Origin of the sequence: Synechococcus sp. CCAP 1479/10 (assembly GCF_019038515.1) — a bacterium.
In the GTDB taxonomy this organism is placed as follows: Bacteria; Cyanobacteriota; Cyanobacteriia; order PCC-6307; family Cyanobiaceae; genus Cyanobium.
In genome coordinates, this window is the sequence record NZ_JAFKRJ010000044.1 from 15,249 (window position 1) to 31,283 (window position 16,035).

Annotated in this window: 16 protein-coding genes, 1 tRNA gene and 1 other RNA gene; 12 read left to right on the forward strand and 6 right to left on the reverse strand. The window is 72.4% G+C overall.

The window, feature by feature from the left end; genetic code table 11:
* Positions 1–15: 15 nt before the first annotated feature.
* The 4 genes from KUG39_RS14920 (at position 16) to ftsZ (ending at position 3,771) form a co-directional block, all read left to right on the forward strand.
* Positions 16–1,122 (forward strand): D-alanine--D-alanine ligase family protein, encoded by a 1,107-nt coding sequence (locus KUG39_RS14920; RefSeq protein WP_216916073.1) that lies wholly within the window; start codon positions 16–18, stop codon positions 1,120–1,122.
* A complete protein-coding gene (locus tag KUG39_RS14925; RefSeq protein ID WP_216916076.1) occupies positions 1,119–1,529 on the forward strand; it encodes a hypothetical protein in 411 nt (136 codons plus the stop codon). The genes KUG39_RS14920 and KUG39_RS14925 overlap by 4 nt, the downstream gene beginning before the upstream one ends.
* Positions 1,530–1,576: 47 nt before the next feature.
* Complete coding sequence (locus tag KUG39_RS14930; protein ID WP_286191067.1) at positions 1,577–2,443, forward strand: cell division protein FtsQ/DivIB; 867 nt, start codon at positions 1,577–1,579, stop codon at positions 2,441–2,443.
* A 239-nt stretch (positions 2,444–2,682) separates the two neighbouring features.
* Entirely contained in the window at positions 2,683–3,771 is a 1,089-nt protein-coding gene (gene ftsZ / locus KUG39_RS14935; RefSeq protein ID WP_015108978.1) for a cell division protein FtsZ, read from the forward strand.
* Between the two features lie 92 nt (positions 3,772–3,863).
* Here the strand turns inward: ftsZ and ffs are convergent.
* Positions 3,864–3,960: signal recognition particle sRNA small type (ffs, locus tag KUG39_RS14940), an RNA gene on the reverse strand.
* A gap of 45 nt (positions 3,961–4,005) precedes the next feature.
* On the opposite strand from ffs, the gene panB reads away from it, so the two are divergent.
* Positions 4,006–4,848 (forward strand): 3-methyl-2-oxobutanoate hydroxymethyltransferase, encoded by an 843-nt coding sequence (gene panB, locus KUG39_RS14945; protein ID WP_216916094.1) that lies wholly within the window; start codon positions 4,006–4,008, stop codon positions 4,846–4,848.
* Here panB and hemW read toward each other — a convergent pair.
* On the reverse strand, positions 4,760–5,974 hold the full coding sequence (hemW, locus tag KUG39_RS14950) for a radical SAM family heme chaperone HemW (protein ID WP_216916078.1): 1,215 nt from the start codon (positions 5,972–5,974) through the stop codon (positions 4,760–4,762). The two genes, panB and hemW, sit on opposite strands and share 89 nt — an antisense overlap.
* 92 nt (positions 5,975–6,066) lie before the next feature.
* Here hemW and KUG39_RS14955 point away from each other — a divergent pair, with 92 nt between their 5' ends.
* From KUG39_RS14955 to cbiB, 6 genes are all read left to right on the forward strand, one after another.
* The gene (locus KUG39_RS14955) at positions 6,067–7,242 is read left to right on the forward strand and encodes a PIN/TRAM domain-containing protein (RefSeq protein ID WP_216916080.1); all 1,176 of its coding nucleotides are present in this window, start codon (positions 6,067–6,069) and stop codon (positions 7,240–7,242) included.
* Between the two features lie 31 nt (positions 7,243–7,273).
* The gene (locus KUG39_RS14960) at positions 7,274–7,945 is read left to right on the forward strand and encodes an ATP-dependent Clp protease proteolytic subunit (protein WP_094587342.1); all 672 of its coding nucleotides are present in this window, start codon (positions 7,274–7,276) and stop codon (positions 7,943–7,945) included.
* 116 nt (positions 7,946–8,061) lie between these two features.
* Positions 8,062–8,673 carry an ATP-dependent Clp protease proteolytic subunit gene (locus KUG39_RS14965; RefSeq protein WP_094587343.1) on the forward strand — a complete coding sequence of 204 codons (612 nt, stop codon included), beginning with the start codon at positions 8,062–8,064 and terminating at the stop codon, positions 8,671–8,673.
* A 53-nt stretch (positions 8,674–8,726) separates the two neighbouring features.
* Positions 8,727–9,722 (forward strand): ketol-acid reductoisomerase, encoded by a 996-nt coding sequence (gene ilvC, locus KUG39_RS14970; protein ID WP_094587344.1) that lies wholly within the window; start codon positions 8,727–8,729, stop codon positions 9,720–9,722.
* A gap of 10 nt (positions 9,723–9,732) precedes the next feature.
* Positions 9,733–10,830 carry a hypothetical protein gene (locus KUG39_RS14975; RefSeq protein WP_216916082.1) on the forward strand — a complete coding sequence of 366 codons (1,098 nt, stop codon included), beginning with the start codon at positions 9,733–9,735 and terminating at the stop codon, positions 10,828–10,830.
* Positions 10,827–11,849: an adenosylcobinamide-phosphate synthase CbiB gene (gene cbiB, locus KUG39_RS14980; RefSeq protein WP_286193222.1), complete on the forward strand. Its 1,023-nt coding sequence runs from the start codon at positions 10,827–10,829 to the stop codon at positions 11,847–11,849. The genes KUG39_RS14975 and cbiB overlap by 4 nt, the downstream gene beginning before the upstream one ends.
* A 16-nt stretch (positions 11,850–11,865) precedes the next feature.
* Here the strand turns inward: cbiB and KUG39_RS14985 are convergent, their stop codons facing one another.
* Together KUG39_RS14985 and KUG39_RS14990 are read right to left on the reverse strand one after the other, a co-directional pair.
* Positions 11,866–12,582: an undecaprenyl-phosphate galactose phosphotransferase family protein gene (locus KUG39_RS14985; RefSeq protein ID WP_094587346.1), complete on the reverse strand. Its 717-nt coding sequence runs from the start codon at positions 12,580–12,582 to the stop codon at positions 11,866–11,868.
* Between the two features lie 65 nt (positions 12,583–12,647).
* The gene (locus tag KUG39_RS14990) at positions 12,648–13,841 is read right to left on the reverse strand and encodes a glycosyltransferase (protein ID WP_216916084.1); all 1,194 of its coding nucleotides are present in this window, start codon (positions 13,839–13,841) and stop codon (positions 12,648–12,650) included.
* Positions 13,842–13,948: 107 nt separating this feature from the next.
* Here KUG39_RS14990 and KUG39_RS14995 point away from each other — a divergent pair, with 107 nt between their 5' ends.
* Positions 13,949–14,191: a DUF8674 family protein gene (locus KUG39_RS14995; protein ID WP_216916086.1), complete on the forward strand. Its 243-nt coding sequence runs from the start codon at positions 13,949–13,951 to the stop codon at positions 14,189–14,191.
* A gap of 46 nt (positions 14,192–14,237) precedes the next feature.
* Here the strand turns inward: KUG39_RS14995 and KUG39_RS15000 are convergent.
* Both KUG39_RS15000 and KUG39_RS15005 read right to left on the reverse strand, forming a co-directional pair.
* Positions 14,238–14,322: transfer RNA gene (locus tag KUG39_RS15000), tRNA-Ser, on the reverse strand.
* Between the two features lie 37 nt (positions 14,323–14,359).
* The coding region (locus KUG39_RS15005) for a ComEC/Rec2 family competence protein (RefSeq protein WP_216918357.1) at positions 14,360–16,035 on the reverse strand (1,676 nt) is incomplete at its 5' end.

Consider the following 16,035-nt stretch of genomic DNA (forward strand, 5'->3'; position numbering starts at 1 on the left):
CTCTTTCCTGCGCCGATGGCCCCCACCCCCACCCGCGTCGGCCTGGTGTTCGGGGGAGCCTCCGGCGAACACGCCGTCTCGATCCGCTCGGCCCAGACCGTGCTGCGGGGACTGCGCAGCGGGGCCAATGCCGAGCGCTACCGGGTCAGCAGCTTCTACATCGATCGCGGCGGCCGCTGGTGGCCCGACGCCGTGGCCACGGCGGTGCTCGAGCGGGGCGTGCCGGCCGAACCCGGCGATCTGCCCGGACCGGCGGAGCCGGGGGGCTTCCGGGGCTTTCCCGACGGCGCCCTGGAGATCGCGGTGTGGTTCCCGGTGCTCCATGGCCCCAACGGGGAGGACGGCACGATCCAGGGACTGTTCACCCTGATGGGGGTGCCCTACGTGGGCTCCGGGGTGCTGGGATCGGCGCTGGGCATGGACAAGCAGGCCATGAAGGCCGCCTTCGCCGCCGCCGGCCTGCCCCAGGTGCCCTACGCCTGCGTCGCGGCCCATGAGCTGGCCGGCGCTCCGGAGGCCCTGCTGGATCGGCTGGAGAGCCAGCTCGGGTATCCCTGCTTCGTCAAGCCGGCCAACATGGGCTCCTCGGTGGGCATCAGCAAGGCCAGCGACAGGGCCGGTCTGCTCCAGGGCCTGGAGCTGGCGGCGGGCCTGGACCGACGCCTGGTGGTGGAGCAGGGCGTCAAGGCCCGGGAGCTCGAGTGCGCCGTGCTGCGGCGCCACGGGGGCCCGGGCGACGGCTTCAGCGCCTCGGTACTGGGGGAGATCCGCTTCGACGCCGACTGGTACGACTACGAGACCAAGTACAGCGAAGGCCACAGCCACACCGTCATCCCCGCGCCCGTGAGCGAGGCCGTGAGCGAGCAGGCCCGGGCGATGGCGCTGGCCGCCTGCCGGGCGGTGGACGCCGGGGGGCTGGCCCGGGTCGACTTCTTCTACGACGAGGCCACAGGCAGCCTCTGGCTGAACGAGATCAACACCCTGCCGGGCTTCACCAGCCAGAGCATGTACCCCATGCTCTGGGAGGCCAGTGGATGTCCGCTCCCCGACCTGGTGCACCAATTGGTGCTGGGCGCGGGAGGATCGGTGCTCCCGATGAACATGGAAGGAACGGCGCCGTGATCCATGGCCTGCTGTGGCTGCCCCTGCTGGCGGCCTTCGTGCTCCTGGTGGCCCTCGGCTGGGTCGAGCGGCGGCGCCAGCAGCAGTTCAGCGACTGGGCGACCGGCGCCGAACTGGCCAAGCTGGACGGCTGCGGGGCCGCCCGGCTCGTCAATGGGGAGCTGACCTGGAGCAAGTTCGTGGCCGGCAGCTTCCAGCCGGTGGGAGGCTTCACCATCAAGCAGCTGGAAATGGTCGAGCTGCTCTCCCTCAGCTCCGGGGAGGCCCCCCTGACCGAGGAGAGCGAGGGGGCCTGCCGTCTGCGGCTGGTGGGAGGCGGCCAGCAGGCGGAGCTGCCCTTCGCCGATGCCCGCCGGGCCCGCACCTGGATGGATGAACTCATGGCCCGCTCCCGCTGCGAGCTGTGAAGCGGGTCCCCTCGTCGCAGGGAGCGCCGCCGTCGCCGGGAGCGCCGTTGCCGCCAGGTGTCCTGCGCCGCAAGGAACTGCGCCGTCAACGCCGCAGCGAGCGGCTGCGCCAGCTGTGGCGGATCCTGGTCTTCAGCGGCATGTCCGTCGGCCTGGGCTACCTGCTGCTGCGGCAGGGCTGGACCCTGCGGGAACCGAACCAGGTGGAGGTGCTCGGCAGCGCCGTGGTCAGCCGCGACCAGGTGATCGCGGCGGCGGGTCTGCGCTTCCCCCAGCCCCTGATGGCCCTGCAGCCCAGACTGGTGGCCAGCGACCTGATGGGGGCCCTGCCGGTGGAGCAGGTGAAGGTGAGCCGGCTGATGCTGCCGCCGCGGCTGCGGGTGGAGCTGAAGGACCGGGAGGCGGTGGCCCGGGCGGAGCGGCGCACCGACCGCGGCCCGGAGATGGGCTTCGTCGACGGCCTCGGCAACTGGATCAGCATCCGCCAGCACATGGGCATCCGCAGCCAGGGCGACCTGTCCCTGCTGGTCGTCGGCTGGAACGGCCGCCACCGCACGGCCCTGGCCCAAGTGCTGAAGGAGCGGGACGCGCTGGGCCCCGGCCTGCGGGAGATCCGCTTCGAGCCGGACGGCAGTCTCTGGCTCAGCACCACCCAGCTCGGCCGGGTGCGCCTCGGCCCCCCGGACGCCCGGCTGCCCCGGCGGCTGGAGGTGGTCGCCCACCTCAGCCGCACCCTGCCGGCCACCATGAAGGGGGCCCCGCCCCAGCTGATCGATCTGACCGATCCGGAGCAGCCGGAGCTGAGCGTGGGCACCAGGGGGGGCAGCGGTCCCCCAGCCAGCCCCTCGCCGCCGCCTCGCCCCGGGCCCGCCGCCGCGGCTCCCGGTCCCGCCGCTCCCGCCGGCACCCAGTGAGGCCTGCGGTGAGCCCTGCTGTGTGGGCTGGGGGGGCCCGGCGACCAGCCAGACAATCCTCACAGGCCGTTGCGCCCTGCTGAGATTCGGTCCAATGTGATCTATCGGCAACTTCAGCTGAGCTGGCCACCGACATAATGCAGCCGCAGATCAACGGCCACACTCCCCCTCCCGCGATGTCGCGCGATCAGGACCGCCCATACCACGTCGATCTTTCGTCCCCGCAGGAGCCCCACGCGATGAGCCAGATCTCGCCCAGCAGCAACGGGATCGTCCCGAGCCAGTCGGCCCGGATCGAGGTCATCGGCGTGGGGGGAGGCGGCAGCAACGCGGTCAACCGGATGATCGCCACCGACCTCAACGGGGTGGGCTACCGGGTGCTCAACACCGACGCCCAGGCCCTGCTGCAGTCGGCCGCGGGCCAGCGCATCCAGCTGGGCCAGAAGCTCACCCGGGGCCTGGGGGCCGGCGGCAACCCGGTGATCGGCCAGAAGGCGGCAGAGGAATCCCGGGCCGACCTGCAGCAGTCCCTGGAAGGCGCCGACCTCGTCTTCATCGCCGCCGGCATGGGCGGCGGCACCGGCACCGGCGCGGCGCCGATCGTGGCCGAGGTGGCCAAGGAGTGCGGCGCCCTCACCGTGGGCATCGTCACCAAGCCCTTCGGCTTCGAGGGCCGCAAGCGGCTGCGCCAGGCGGAGGAGGGCATTGCCCGCCTGGCCGAGCATGTCGACACCCTGATCATCATTCCCAACGACCGCCTGCGGGACGCCATCGCCGGCGCGCCGCTCCAGGAGGCCTTCCGCGCCGCCGACGATGTGTTGCGGATGGGCGTCAAGGGCATCACCGACATCATCACCAGGCCGGGCCTGGTCAACGTCGACTTCGCCGACATCCGCTCGGTGATGGCCGACGCCGGCACCGCCCTGCTGGGTATCGGCGTGGGCTCCGGCCGCTCACGGGCCATTGAGGCGGCCCAGGCCGCCATGAGCAGCCCGCTGCTGGAGTCGGCCCGCATCGACGGAGCCAACGGCTGCGTCATCAACATCAGCGGCGGCAAGGACATGACCCTGGAGGACATGACCACCGCCTCGGAAGTGATCTACGACGTGGTCGATCCCGACGCCAACATCATCGTGGGCGCGGTAGTGGACGAATCCCTGGAGGGGGAGATCCACGTCACGGTGATCGCCACTGGGTTCCAGAGCGGCGGCCACTACCGGCCGGAGCGCCCCGCCGCCAGCTTCGCCGACACCCTCACCCACACGCCCGAGGAGCGGGGGGCCATGATCCCGCCCTTCCTGATCAACCGCCAGAACCGGGTCGACTGAGCCGGGGCCTCATCCGGAGGTTGATCCGTGGGCTGTCGCTACGGGCCGTGATCGCGGCCGGTCACCACGGCCCTTCACGGCAATTGGAAGAGGGTGACCCGGAGTCCACGCCTGCCCTGAGCATCCCGTGTGGCTGCTCCCTTCCGGTCCTGACCAGATTTGGGCGTCAGAGCCGCGTGGGTCCGAGTCGGGTCGATGCTAGCAATGCCCCCTGCGACCCCCCGTGCCGTGCCCCTGCGACCCGCTGATCTGACACGGCGCAAGCAGGCGGGCCTGCCGATCACCGTGCTCACCGCCTGGGACGCCCTCTCCGCCGCCGTGGTGGCCGGCGCCGGGGTGGACGCGGTGCTGGTGGGCGACTCCCTGGCGATGGTGGTGCTCGGCCACGCCACCACCCTGCCGGTGACCCTCGAGGAGATGCTCCACCACTGCCGCGCCGCCGGCCGGGGCCTGGCGGCGGCGGCCCCGCAGGATCCACCGCTGCTGATCTGCGACCTGCCCTTCCTCAGCTACCAGTGCGGCGCCGATGCGGCCGTGGCGGCGGCGGGCCGGGTGCTGAAGGAGACCCCCGCCGTGGCGGTCAAGCTGGAGGGCGCCGAACCCGAGACCCTGGCCGTGATCGACCGGATGGTGCGCAGCGGGATTCCGGTGATGGGCCACCTGGGGCTGACCCCCCAGTCGGTGCATCAGCTGGGCTACCGCCGCCAGGCCGGCGATCCGATCAGCCAGGAGCGGCTGCGGCGGCGGGCCGGGGCCCTGCAGGACGCCGGCTGCTTCGCCCTGGTGCTCGAGCATGTGCCGGCGGAGCTGGCCGCGGAGCTGAGCGCCGCCCTGGCGATTCCGGTGATCGGCATCGGCGCCGGTGACGGCTGCGACGGCCAGGTGCGGGTGACGGCCGACCTGCTGGGGCTCACGACCCGCCAGCCCCCCTTCAGCCCGCCGCTGATGCAGGGCCGGGCGCTGGCGGTGGAGGTCCTGGGCCGCTGGGTCAGGGAGCAGGGGCCGGGTGCGCCTGGGGCGAGGGCCGTTCCAGCTCCTGCCACCAGGCCAGCATCTCCCGCAGCACCCCATTGCTGAGGGCCAGCCCCTCCGGGTCCGCCAGGCGCCAGCGGGGCCCCTCGACGCGCAGCAGGCCGCGCCGCTCGTAGTCCCCGAGCCGCCGCCGCAGCCCGTCGAGCAGCGCGGGGGCCAGGCGCTCCTGGCGGGCGAGGCGCTCCAGATTCACCCCCTCCCGGCAGCGCAGGCCCACCATCAGGCGCTCGTCGAAGGGCATGCCCTCCCCGTCCTCAGCCGGCGCCTCCACCCGGGCCGCCAGCATCTCCGCGTAGCCGGCACGGGTGCGGGGGTGGGCCCGCCGGCGGCCGCGGGGGGCGCCGGTGGCGCCCATGCCGAACCCCCACCAGCCGGCACCGCTCCAGTAGACGCGGTTGTGGCGCGACGCGTGACCGGGCAGGGCGTAGTTGGACACCTCGTAGTGGCCATAGCCGGCGGCGGTGAGCCGGCCCCAGGTCAGGTCCATCAGGTCGGCGGCCAGATCCTCCGGCGGCAGGGCGAGCTCCCCGAGGGCCAGGCGACGCTCGAAGACGGTGCCGGGCTCGATGCTGAGGTCGTACACCGACAGATGGGGGGGCTCCTGGGCGATGGCCTCGGCCAGCTGGCCGTCCCAGTGGGCCAGGCCCTGGCGGGGCAGCCCCTGGATCAGATCCAGGCTCCAGCTGGCCAGCTCCCCCCGGCGCCGGGCCCGGCGCAGCCAGGCGGCCGCCTCCCGCAGGTCCTCCCCCCGGTGGCGCCGGCCCAGCTCCGCCAGCACCCGATCGTCGAAGCTCTGGCCCCCCAGGCTGACCCGGTTGATGCCCGCGGCCAGGTAGTCCGCCAGGCGGGCCTCATCGAAGCTGGCCGGATCCAGCTCCAGGCTCAGCTCCGCCCCCGGGGCCAGTCCGTAGCGACGCTCGAGGGCCTCCAGGATGCCGGCCACCTGGGCGCCGGTGAGCATCGAGGGGGTGCCGCCGCCGAGGTAGACGGTCGCCAGCGGCGGGCCGGCCGGGGAGCTGGCGATCTCCCGGTACAGCAGGGGGAGGTAGGCGGCGATGGAGCCGGAGGAGGCCCCATCGGCCCGGTCCCCCAGGGGCACCACCGGGAAATCGCAGTAGAAACAGCGCCGGTGGCAGAAGGGAATGTGGACGTAGGCGGATCGGGGATCCATCACGGGCGGTAATCCCTGGGACCCAAACGGCGGAAGATCGGCCAAGCTTCTTCCAAACCTGCCGGGCGGCCGAGGCGTCGGGACTTCGAAGCATGGTGGACACCCTCATCTTGCTGCTGTTCCTGATCTCAGGGGCAGCCACCGGCTGGCTCGGGGTTGACCTGCTGCCGGAACAGCTGCTGCTGCAGGTGACCAACCAGGAGGGTCTGCGCACCGTGATGGGGGGCTTCGGCGCCTTCTTCGGGCTGATCGCCGGCATCTTCTTCCAGCAGCTGCGGCGGCGCCTGATGGCCCAGGTGCGCAGCATGCCCACCGACCTGCTGATCAGCCGGGCGGTGGGCCTGATCCTCGGCCTGCTGGTGGCCAACCTGCTGCTGGCGCCGATCCTGCTGCTGCCCCTGCCCTGGGAAGTGGTGCTGGTGAAGCCGCTGGCGGCGGTCCTCAGCAACGTCTTCTTCGGGGTGCTGGGCTACAACCTGGCGGAAGTGCACGGACGCACCCTGCTGCGTCTGTTCAACCCGGCCAGCACCGAGGCCCTGCTGGTGGCCGATGGCGTGCTGCTGCCCGCGACCGCCAAGATCCTCGACACCAGCGTGATCATCGACGGCCGCATCCGCGGTCTGCTGGCCTCCGGGCTGCTGGAGGGCCAGGTGATCGTCGCTCAGGCCGTGATCGACGAGCTCCAGGCCCTGGCCGACTCCTCCAACGGCGAGAAGCGCGCCAAGGGACGGCGGGGCCTGAAGCTGCTCACCGAACTGCGGGAGAACTACGGCCGCCGGCTGGTGGTCAACAGCACCCGCTACAGCGGCAACGGCGCCGACGACAAGCTGCTCAAGCTCACCGCCGACACCGGCGGCACCCTGCTCACCGCCGACTTCAACCTGGCCCAGGTGGCCCAGGTCCAGGAGCTGAAGGTGCTCAACCTCAGCGAACTGGTCATCGCCCTGCGACCCGAGGTGCAGCCGGGGGATGGCCTGCAGCTCAAGATCGTGCGCGAAGGCAAGGAGGCCGACCAGGGCGTCGGCTACCTGGAGGACGGCACCATGGTGGTGGTCGAGGATGCCCGGCGCCGCATCGGCGAACGGCTGCCCGTCACCGTCACCGGCGCCCTCCAGACCCCCACCGGCCGCATGGTCTTCGCCCGCTGCGACCGCAGCGGCGAGCGGCCCGGCGACCGGCCCGGCGAGCGGGGCAACGGCCGGGGCCTCGACAAGCAGGGCGGAAAACCCGTCGCCCTGCAGGAGCACCAGCCTCCTGGCCCCGGCTAGGCTCCTGCCTCACGACTGCTTGTGAGCGCGGATGACGGTGTCGGCCCCCTATTACGGCGATTCCGCGGTGATGCGCACACCGCCGCCGGATCTGCCGTCCCTGCTGCTCAAGGAGCGGATCGTCTATCTGGGGCTGCCCCTCTTCTCCGACGACGACGCCAAGCGTCAGATGGGCATCGACGTCACCGAGCTGATCATCGCCCAGCTGCTCTACCTGGAGTTCGACAACCCGGAGAAGCCGATCTTCTTCTACATCAACTCCACCGGCACCAGCTGGTACTCGGGCGATGCGATCGGCTTCGAGACCGAAGCCTTCGCCATCTGCGACACCCTGCGCTATGTCAAGCCGCCGGTGCACACCATCTGCATCGGCCAGGCCATGGGCACCGCCGCCATGATCCTCTCGGCCGGCACCAAGGGCCAGCGGGCCGCCCTGCCCCACGCCTCGATCGTGCTCCACCAGCCCCGCTCCGGCGCCCGCGGCCAGGCCAGCGACATCCAGATCCGGGCGAAGGAAGTGCTGCACAACAAGCACAGCATGCTGGAGATCCTCTCCGAGAACACGGGCAAGAGCATCGACGAGCTCTCCCGCGACTCCGACCGGATGACCTACCTCACGGCGGAAGAGGCCAAGGCCTACGGCCTGATCGACCGGGTGCTCACCAGCCGCAAGGACCTGCCGACGGCCGCCCCAGTGGCGTGACGCACCAGCTGGGCTGATCCCCCGGAGGGCTCTCCCCGACCCTCGCCAACACCCGGCCCCAGGCCGCCCCTGTCCACCACCTCCTCTCTCCGGCTCCGAACGGGAGCCTTCCAGCCATGCCCATCGGCACCCCCAGCGTTCCCTACCGCCTCCCCGGCAGCCAGTACGAGCGCTGGGTCGACATCTACACCCGCCTCGGGGTGGAGCGCATCCTGTTCCTGGGCCAGGAGGTCACTGACGGGATCGCCAACAGCCTGGTGGCCCAGATGCTGTACCTCGACTCCGATGACAGCTCCAAGCCGATCTACCTGTACATCAACTCGCCGGGCGGGTCGGTGACCGCCGGCCTGGCGATCTACGACACCATGCAGTACGTCAAATCCGACGTGGTGACGATCTGCGTCGGTCTGGCGGCCTCCATGGGCGCCTTCCTGCTGGCGGCCGGCACCAAGGGCAAGCGGCTGGCCCTGCCCCACAGCCGGATCATGATCCACCAGCCCCTGGGCGGCACCAGCCAGCGCCAGGCCAGCGACATCGAGATCGAGGCCCGGGAGATCCTGCGCATCAAGGACATGCTCAACCAGTCCCTGGCCGGGATGTGCGGCCAGTCCCTGGAGAAGGTCACCAAGGACACCGACCGCGACTACTTCCTCAGCGCCGCCGAGGCCAAGGAGTACGGCCTGATCGACCGGGTGATCGCCCACCCCTCGGAGGCCTCCGGCGGCTGAGGCCCGTGCGGGCGCACACCTAAAGTCTGCGTTTGCCCTGCCCGCCGCCCGGAATGGCCCAGCTCTTCTACGACTCCGACGCCGACCTCAGCCTGCTGAACGGCAAGACGGTGGCCATCATCGGCTACGGCTCCCAGGGCCATGCCCACGCCCTGAACCTCAAGGACAGCGGTGTCAACGTGGTGGTGGGCCTTTACGACGGCAGCCGCTCGGCCGCCAAGGCCCGGGCCGACGGCCTGGAAGTTCTGAGCGTGGCTGACGCCTGCGCCAAGGCCGACTGGATCATGGTGCTGCTGCCCGATGAGGCCCAGAAGGCCGTCTACGCCACCGAAATCGCTCCCCACCTCAGCGCCGGCAAGGTGCTGAGCTTCGCCCACGGCTTCAACATCCGCTTCGGGCTGATCCAGCCCCCCGCCGATGTGGACGTGGTGATGATCGCGCCCAAGGGCCCCGGCCACACCGTGCGCTGGGAGTATCAGAACGGCCAGGGCGTGCCCGCCCTGTTCGCCATCCAGCAGGACGCCTCCGGCCATGCCCGCGAGCTGGCGATGGCCTACGCCAAGGGCATCGGCGGCACCCGCGCCGGCATCCTCGAAACCAATTTCAAGGAGGAGACCGAAACCGACCTCTTCGGTGAGCAGGCCGTCCTCTGCGGCGGTCTGAGTGAACTGGTGAAGGCCGGTTTCGAGACCCTGGTGGAAGCGGGCTACCAGCCCGAGCTGGCCTACTTCGAGTGCCTGCACGAGGTGAAGCTGATCGTCGACCTGATGGTCAAGGGCGGCCTCACCGCCATGCGCGACTCGATCTCCAACACCGCCGAGTACGGCGACTACGTCAGCGGGCCCCGGCTGATCACCGCCGACACCAAGGCGGAGATGCGGCGCATCCTGGCCGACATCCAGGACGGCACCTTCGCCCGCAACTTCGTGGCCGAGTGCGAGGCGGGCAAGCCCGAGATGGCCAAGGCCCGCGAGCGCGATGCCGCCCATCCCATCGAGCAGGTGGGCAAGGGTCTGCGCTCCATGTTCAGCTGGCTCAAGGCCGCCTGATCCCCAGCCCATGCAGCGGCGCCTGCTGACGATCGCCTGGGGCAGCAGCCAGGCCAGCGGCACCCTGGCCATCGGCGCCACCGCCTGGCTGCTCAGCGGCCTCACCCCGTCGCCGCTGGTGAACGGGGTGCTGCCGGCCCTGGCCACCCTGCCGCTGCTGCTGCCCCTGCCCCAGCGGATCCGGCTCGGCTCCCTGCTCCAGGTGCTCAGCCTGCTGCTGCTGCTGGCGGTGGCGGCGGGCCTGCTGGGCCGCTCCGTGATCGCCCCCCTGATGGGCATCGCCCTGCTGGCCGTGGGTCTGCGTCTGGCCCAGGACCCGCTGCAGCGCCAGCTCCATGGCCGCTGGGGGGTGCCGATCGGCGAGCTGCGGGCCGGCGCCGAAGCGGGCCGCCTGGCGGGCAACCTGCTCACGGCCGTGCTGTTTCCCGTCGGCAAGGCCCTGCTCCAGTTCAGCAGCGCCCTGGTGCTGCTGCTGCCCCTGGCGCCACTGGTCGGGGCCCTGCGGGCCGGCGGCCACCACCCGGAGGAGCACCGCGAGAGTGATGCGGCAGCAGCGTTGACGGCGGCGACCGCTGCAGCGACCACCGCAGCGGCGGAGCCGGCCCCCTGGCGCCTGGAACCGGGCGGGGTGCTGCAGGGACTGCTGCTCGGCGGCCTGTTCGCCCTGCTGCCCCTGTGGGTGCGCGAGCAAGCGGCGGGCAGCTGCTTCGATTTCGGCCTGCTGCTGACGGCTTACGGCCTGGGCCGGACCGGCGCCGAAGCCTGGGGACTGCGGCTGCCGCCCCGCCTTCCCTACCTGCTGATGGCCGCCGTGCTGGTGGCAACCCAGTTCGTGGGCGGCTGGGGGTCCGTGCTGCTGTTCGTGCCCTTCGGCCTGCTGGCCGCCGTGGCCGATGCGCGCCTGGCCCACGGCGTCGATCCGGCCGGCGACCTGCAGCAGAACTGGAGCCTCCTGGAGCGCTCCTCGGCCCTGGGGGGCCTGGCCGGCAGTCTCGGGATGGGGCTGATCGCCCAGCTGATCGGCCTGGGCGGCAGCCTGCCGATTCAGCTGGCGGCCTTCCTGGGGGCGGGTGTGCTGCTGCCCCTGCTGCAGCGTCGCCGGCATTGAGCCCGGCCCTGCCGGCCCTGCTTGTGCTGCTCGCCTGCGGGCTCGACCGGCTGCTGGGGGACCCCCTCTGGTCGCCGCACCCCGTCCAGGCGATGGGCTGGGCCATCACCGGCCTGCGCCGGGCCGTGGAGGCCTGGGCCGGCGACGCCCCCCGGCGCTTGCGGCTGGGCGGTCTGCTGCTCACCCTGCTGGTGGTCGGCGCCAGCGGCCTGGCGGGCTGGGGCCTCGAGGTCCTGGCCCGGCGGGTACCCCCGGTGGGGGTGCCCCTGCTGGTGCTGGGCCTGGCCAGCGCCCTGGCGGGCGGCAGCCTGGGGCGGGCCGTGCGGGCCGTGCTGGTGGCCCTGCCCGACCTGCCCCTGGCCCGCTCGCGCCTCGCCCGGATCGTGGGCCGCCAGGTGAGCCACCTGCCGGAAGCGGAGATCCTGCGGGCCGCCGCCGAGACCGCCGCCGAAAACGCCGTCGACGGGCTGTTCGCCCCGCTGTTCTGGATGCTGGCCGGGGCGGCCCTGCTGCAGCTGGGTCCGGCCCAGCCTTCCTTCCACCTGCCGGGCCCCCTCGCCCTGGCCTGGGGTTTCAAGGCCGCCAGCACCCTGGACTCGATGCTGGGCTACCGCCACGGGCGCCTGCGCTGGCTGGGCACCGCCGGTGCCCGCCTCGACGACCTGCTCACCTGGCTCCCCGCCCGACTGGTGGCCCTGAGCCTGCCCCTGGCGGCGGGCCGGCCCGGGCAGACGCTCCCCTGGCTGCGGGCGGCCCTGCGGGATGGTGCCCCCGACCCGTCCCCCAATGCCGGTGTCTCGGAGGCGGCCTTCGCCCACGCCGCCGGCGTGCGCCTGGGTGGGGCCAACACCTACGCCGATGGGGTGCGCATCAAGCCCACCCTGGCCGCTGCAGGCGGCCCCCCCGACCGGGCCGGAGTGGAGCGGATCCTGGCCCTGGGTGATCGGCTGGAACTGCTGTGGCTGGTGCTGGCCCTGCCGGCCCTGGCCCTGGTCGGTGCCGGATGGGCGCCCGGCTGAGACGAGGGAGCCGGCCTCAGTAGGCGCCGCGGTCGCGGGGGTCGAGCATCACTCCGATCGTGCGCAGGATGATGCGCAGATCCATCAGCAGGGTGCGGCGGCGGGCGTAGCGGACATCCAGCCGGACCCGCTCGGGGTAGCTGAGGTTGTTGCGGCCGGACACCTGCCACAGGCCCGTCAGCCCGGGCCGCACAGCCAGCACCTCGTCCATCCGGTTGCCGTAGCGCTCCAGCTCGCTCTTCACGATCGGACGGGGGCCCACCACGCTCATCTCACCGCGGAGCACGTTGAGGAACTGGGGCAGTTCATCGAGGCTGGAGCGGCGCAGGAACTTGCCCAGGCGGGTGATGCGGGGGTCGTTCTTGAGCTTGAAATCGTTGCGGAACTCCTCATCCAGATCCGGGGATTCGGCGAGCAGCTTGGAGAGAAGCCGATCGGCATCGCGCCGCATGGTGCGGAACTTGATGCAGCCGAAACTGCGGTAATCGCGGCCCACCCGCTGCTGCACGTAGAACACCGGCCCGCGGGATGTGACCTTCACCAGCAGGGCCAGGGTCAGCAGCACCGGCGACCCGAGGGTGAGCACGGTGAGCGAAAAAAGGATGTCACCGGCGCGCTTGACGACACGGTCGCGCTTGGACTGAAAGGCGATCAGCTCTTCCGCGGTGAGCACCTGCGCCGGAGCCGTCACAAGCTGGTGAGAGGCGTAGGGGGTCCCGATGGAAGAGAGCATGGGGGACGGGTTCGTTAGATGAAGTTAAGGATCAGCCCGTGCGGAACTCCATCCCGCAGGGCCACTCAGATCAGAGGCACAGGACGGCTGAGGCGGCGACGGTGCTGCTGCCAGAGCTGGTCGAGCAGGGTTTCCATGCGGCGTCGGAAGACCGGGGGGGCAAAGCTCTCCGCCCGGAGCCGCTGCCCCTCCGCCGGCAGGGAGCGCCACAGCCGGCCCGCCTCGAAGTGCTCCAGGGCCGCCGCCAGGCTGGCGGCGTTCTGCTCCGGGAACAGCAGACCGGTGGGGGCCGCTTCGCCGTCCCTGAGGCAGCGGACGCTGTCGAGCACCCCACCCTGTCCGAAGGCGATCACCGGGGCGCCGGCGGCCATCGCCTCCACCGGCGCGATGCCGAAATCCTCCAGACCGGCGTACACGTAGGCCCGCGCCCGCTCCAGCCAGGCGGCGGTCTCCCGGTCCGGCAGGCGACCGAGGAAGCGGATGGCCGGACCCGCCATCGCCTCCAGCCGCCGCCGCTCGGGGCCGTCGCCCAGCACCACCAGGGGCAGGCCGGTGCGGTTGAAGGCCTCCACCACCACATCCACCCGCTTGTTGGGCACCAGCCGGCAGAGGCTGACGTAGACGTCGTCCCGGGGCTGATCCCAGCGGAAGCGCTCCACCGCCACGGGGGGCGGCAGCACATGGGCGCGCCGACGCCAGAAACAGCGGATGCGGCGGGCGGTGAAACGGGAGTTGGCCACCAGGGCATCCACCCGGGCGCTGCTGACCACGTCCCACTGGCGCAGCTGGTGCAGCTGCAGCCGCACCAGGGGGCCCAGGGGCCCGCGGGCCAGGGCCGAGCGGGCCAGGTAGGTGTGCATCTGGTCCCAGGCGTAGCGGGCCGGGGTGTGCACATAGCTGACGTGCAGCTGGTCCGGACCGGTGATCACCCCCTTGGCCACCAGGTGGCTGCTGCTGATCACCAGGGGATGGCCGGAGAGGTCGAGCTGCTCGATCGCCAGGGGCAGCAGCGGCAGGTACTGCTGCACGTGGCTCACCCCCCAGGGGAGCCGCTGAATGAAGCTGGTGCGGACCCGGCGGCCGGCCAGCCAGCTGCCGGGCCGGGAACTCTCGCCGTCCACCAGGGCGAACAGGGCCGGGGGGGTTCCCCGGCCGGCCAGGAGCCGGTCGAGCTCCTCCACCACCTGCTCGGCTCCGCCCACCGACCGGGGGGTGAACCACTCGTGCACCAGGGCGACTGGGCTGGGGTAGGCCTCCATGGCAGGCACCGTAGGCGCCAGTATCACGAAAACTCTCAGCCGATTGCCCTGGCCGGGGTCTCTGCCGAAGCTAAGGCGACGACTGGGATGGCGAGAGCCGGGACACGATGGCGATCCGCGAGCTTCTCGAAGACGCCCTGCAGGAGCCTTCCATCGGGACAACCGCCTGCTTCCGCTGGCATGCCACTTCCGTGGGAATCGCGGCGCTCTGGTGTGACGGCAAGCCACCGCCGGCGCCGCCCTTCGATGTGGCGCTCAAGGAGGGCCTGCAGGTGGGACTCGACCTCAGCCGGGAGGAGAGGGAATTTCACCAGGTGAAATCCGGCCTGGTGCTGCTGTTCCATTCCTGACGCGCGCAGGTCAGGCCTGACGGCGCGGAGGCCAGGCCTGCAGAAACGGAGAGGGTGGGATTCGAACCCACGGAAGGTTGCCCTTCAAACGATTTCGAGTCGTTCGCTTTCGACCACTCAGCCACCTCTCCACACCCCTGGCGCCATGGCGTCGGGGATCGCCACACTTTACGGAGCGGTCAGCGCACCGCTGGCCCCACTGGCCCGCCAGCCCCGCGGCAGGGGGGCGCCCGTCGGCGCGGCACCACTGAGCCACACCCGCGGCGGTCCGCGCTCCAGCAGGGCCCGCTTCTCGGCAGGCCGGGGCCGGACCCCCAGCCACAACCCCTCGCCGCCGGCCGGACGGTCGAGCCGCCAGGTGGTCAGGGCCTGGCGGTCGGGCAGCAGCAGCCAGCGGTGGCGGCCCAGCTGCAGGCGCAGGGCGTGGCTGTCCATGGCCAGGGCCTCCACCGCCAGCCCCCGGCTCGCCAGCCGCTGGCCCGCGGCCAACGGGGCCGCCCCGCCCCCGTAGTCCAGCACCCGTCCGGCCTGCCGGCTCCAGCAGGCAGGATCGGCTCCGGCCACCGGATCCAGCAGCAGGGTCCAGTCGAAACGGACCACCCCCAGGGCCTGGGCCAGCTGGCCGGCCTGGCGGCAGCTGAACCCGTCGGCGCGGGTGCTGACCAGGGCGGCGCGGCCCTGGTGCCGGGCCAGCAGCAGGTCGCGGGGGGGACCGCCCTCCCCCTGGTGGACCAGCAGCAGCTGGTCGCCGCCCAGCAGCACCAGATGGGCCGCCAGCACCCCGACGCCCAGGCCCGCCGCCAGGCCTCGAAGGCGCCGGCCGGTCCCCGGCAGCACCAGAGCCAGCAGGGCCAGGCTGAACAGGAGCACCAGCAGGGGCAGGGGCCGGCCGCTCTGCCACTGGGCCATGGGAAGGCCGGCGACCCCGTGGGCAAGCTGCAGCAGCAGCTGGGCCAGCCAGCCCAGGGGCACCAGCAGCGGCGCCAGCAGGGGCGGCAGCAGCACGGCCACGGCCGCCAGGGCCATCGCCCCGAGGGTGAGCGGCGTGAGCAGGGGGCCCGCCAGCAGGTTGGCCGGCACGGCGTAGAGGGGCACCACGCCGAAGTGGAGCAGCTGCAGGGGCAGGGTCCAGAGGCTGGCCGCCACCGGCACCGCCAGGGCCGGGGCCAGCCAGCTCCGCCACCAGCCCGCCGCCCCGGGGGGGCCACCGGGCAGCCGCCGGGCCAGGGCCTGCTCCAGGGGCCGCGCCGTCAGCACCAGGCCGGCGGTGGCGGCGGCACTCAGCTGGAAGCCCACGTCGTGCAGCCAGGCCGGCCGCAGCAGCAGCATCCCCGCCAGGCTGAAGGCCAGGATCCCCAGGGGCCGGCCACGGCGGCCGCTCTCCAGCAGCACCAGGGCGATGGCCCCCATCAGCACCGCCCGCACCACCGAGGGCTGGGGCCCAGCCAGCACCAGGAACAGAACGATGGCCCCGGCCCCCAGGCCCAGCCGCGCCCAGCGGCCGAGCCCCCGGCCGATGGCCAGCACCGCCCCCAGCAGGACCGTGAGGTGGAACCCGGAGGCGGCCAGCGCGTGGGAGAGGCCGGCGACGCGGAAGTCGGCGCGCAGCTCGGCCGGCAGGGGCACCACGGCGCTGCCCAGCACCAGGGCCGCCAGCAGGCCGCCCCGCTCCGGACCCGCCGCGGCCACGAAGCGCACGGCGATGGCGCGGCGCAGATCGGCGATCGGGGTGGCGGGCCGGCGGAGCACCTCCAGCCGCTCCACCGCCAGGCGGGTCCAGGCGCCCTGGCGGGCCAGGCGCTCCGCCGGCCCCGCCAGCAGGGGGTGAGGCGCCGGCCGGGGGC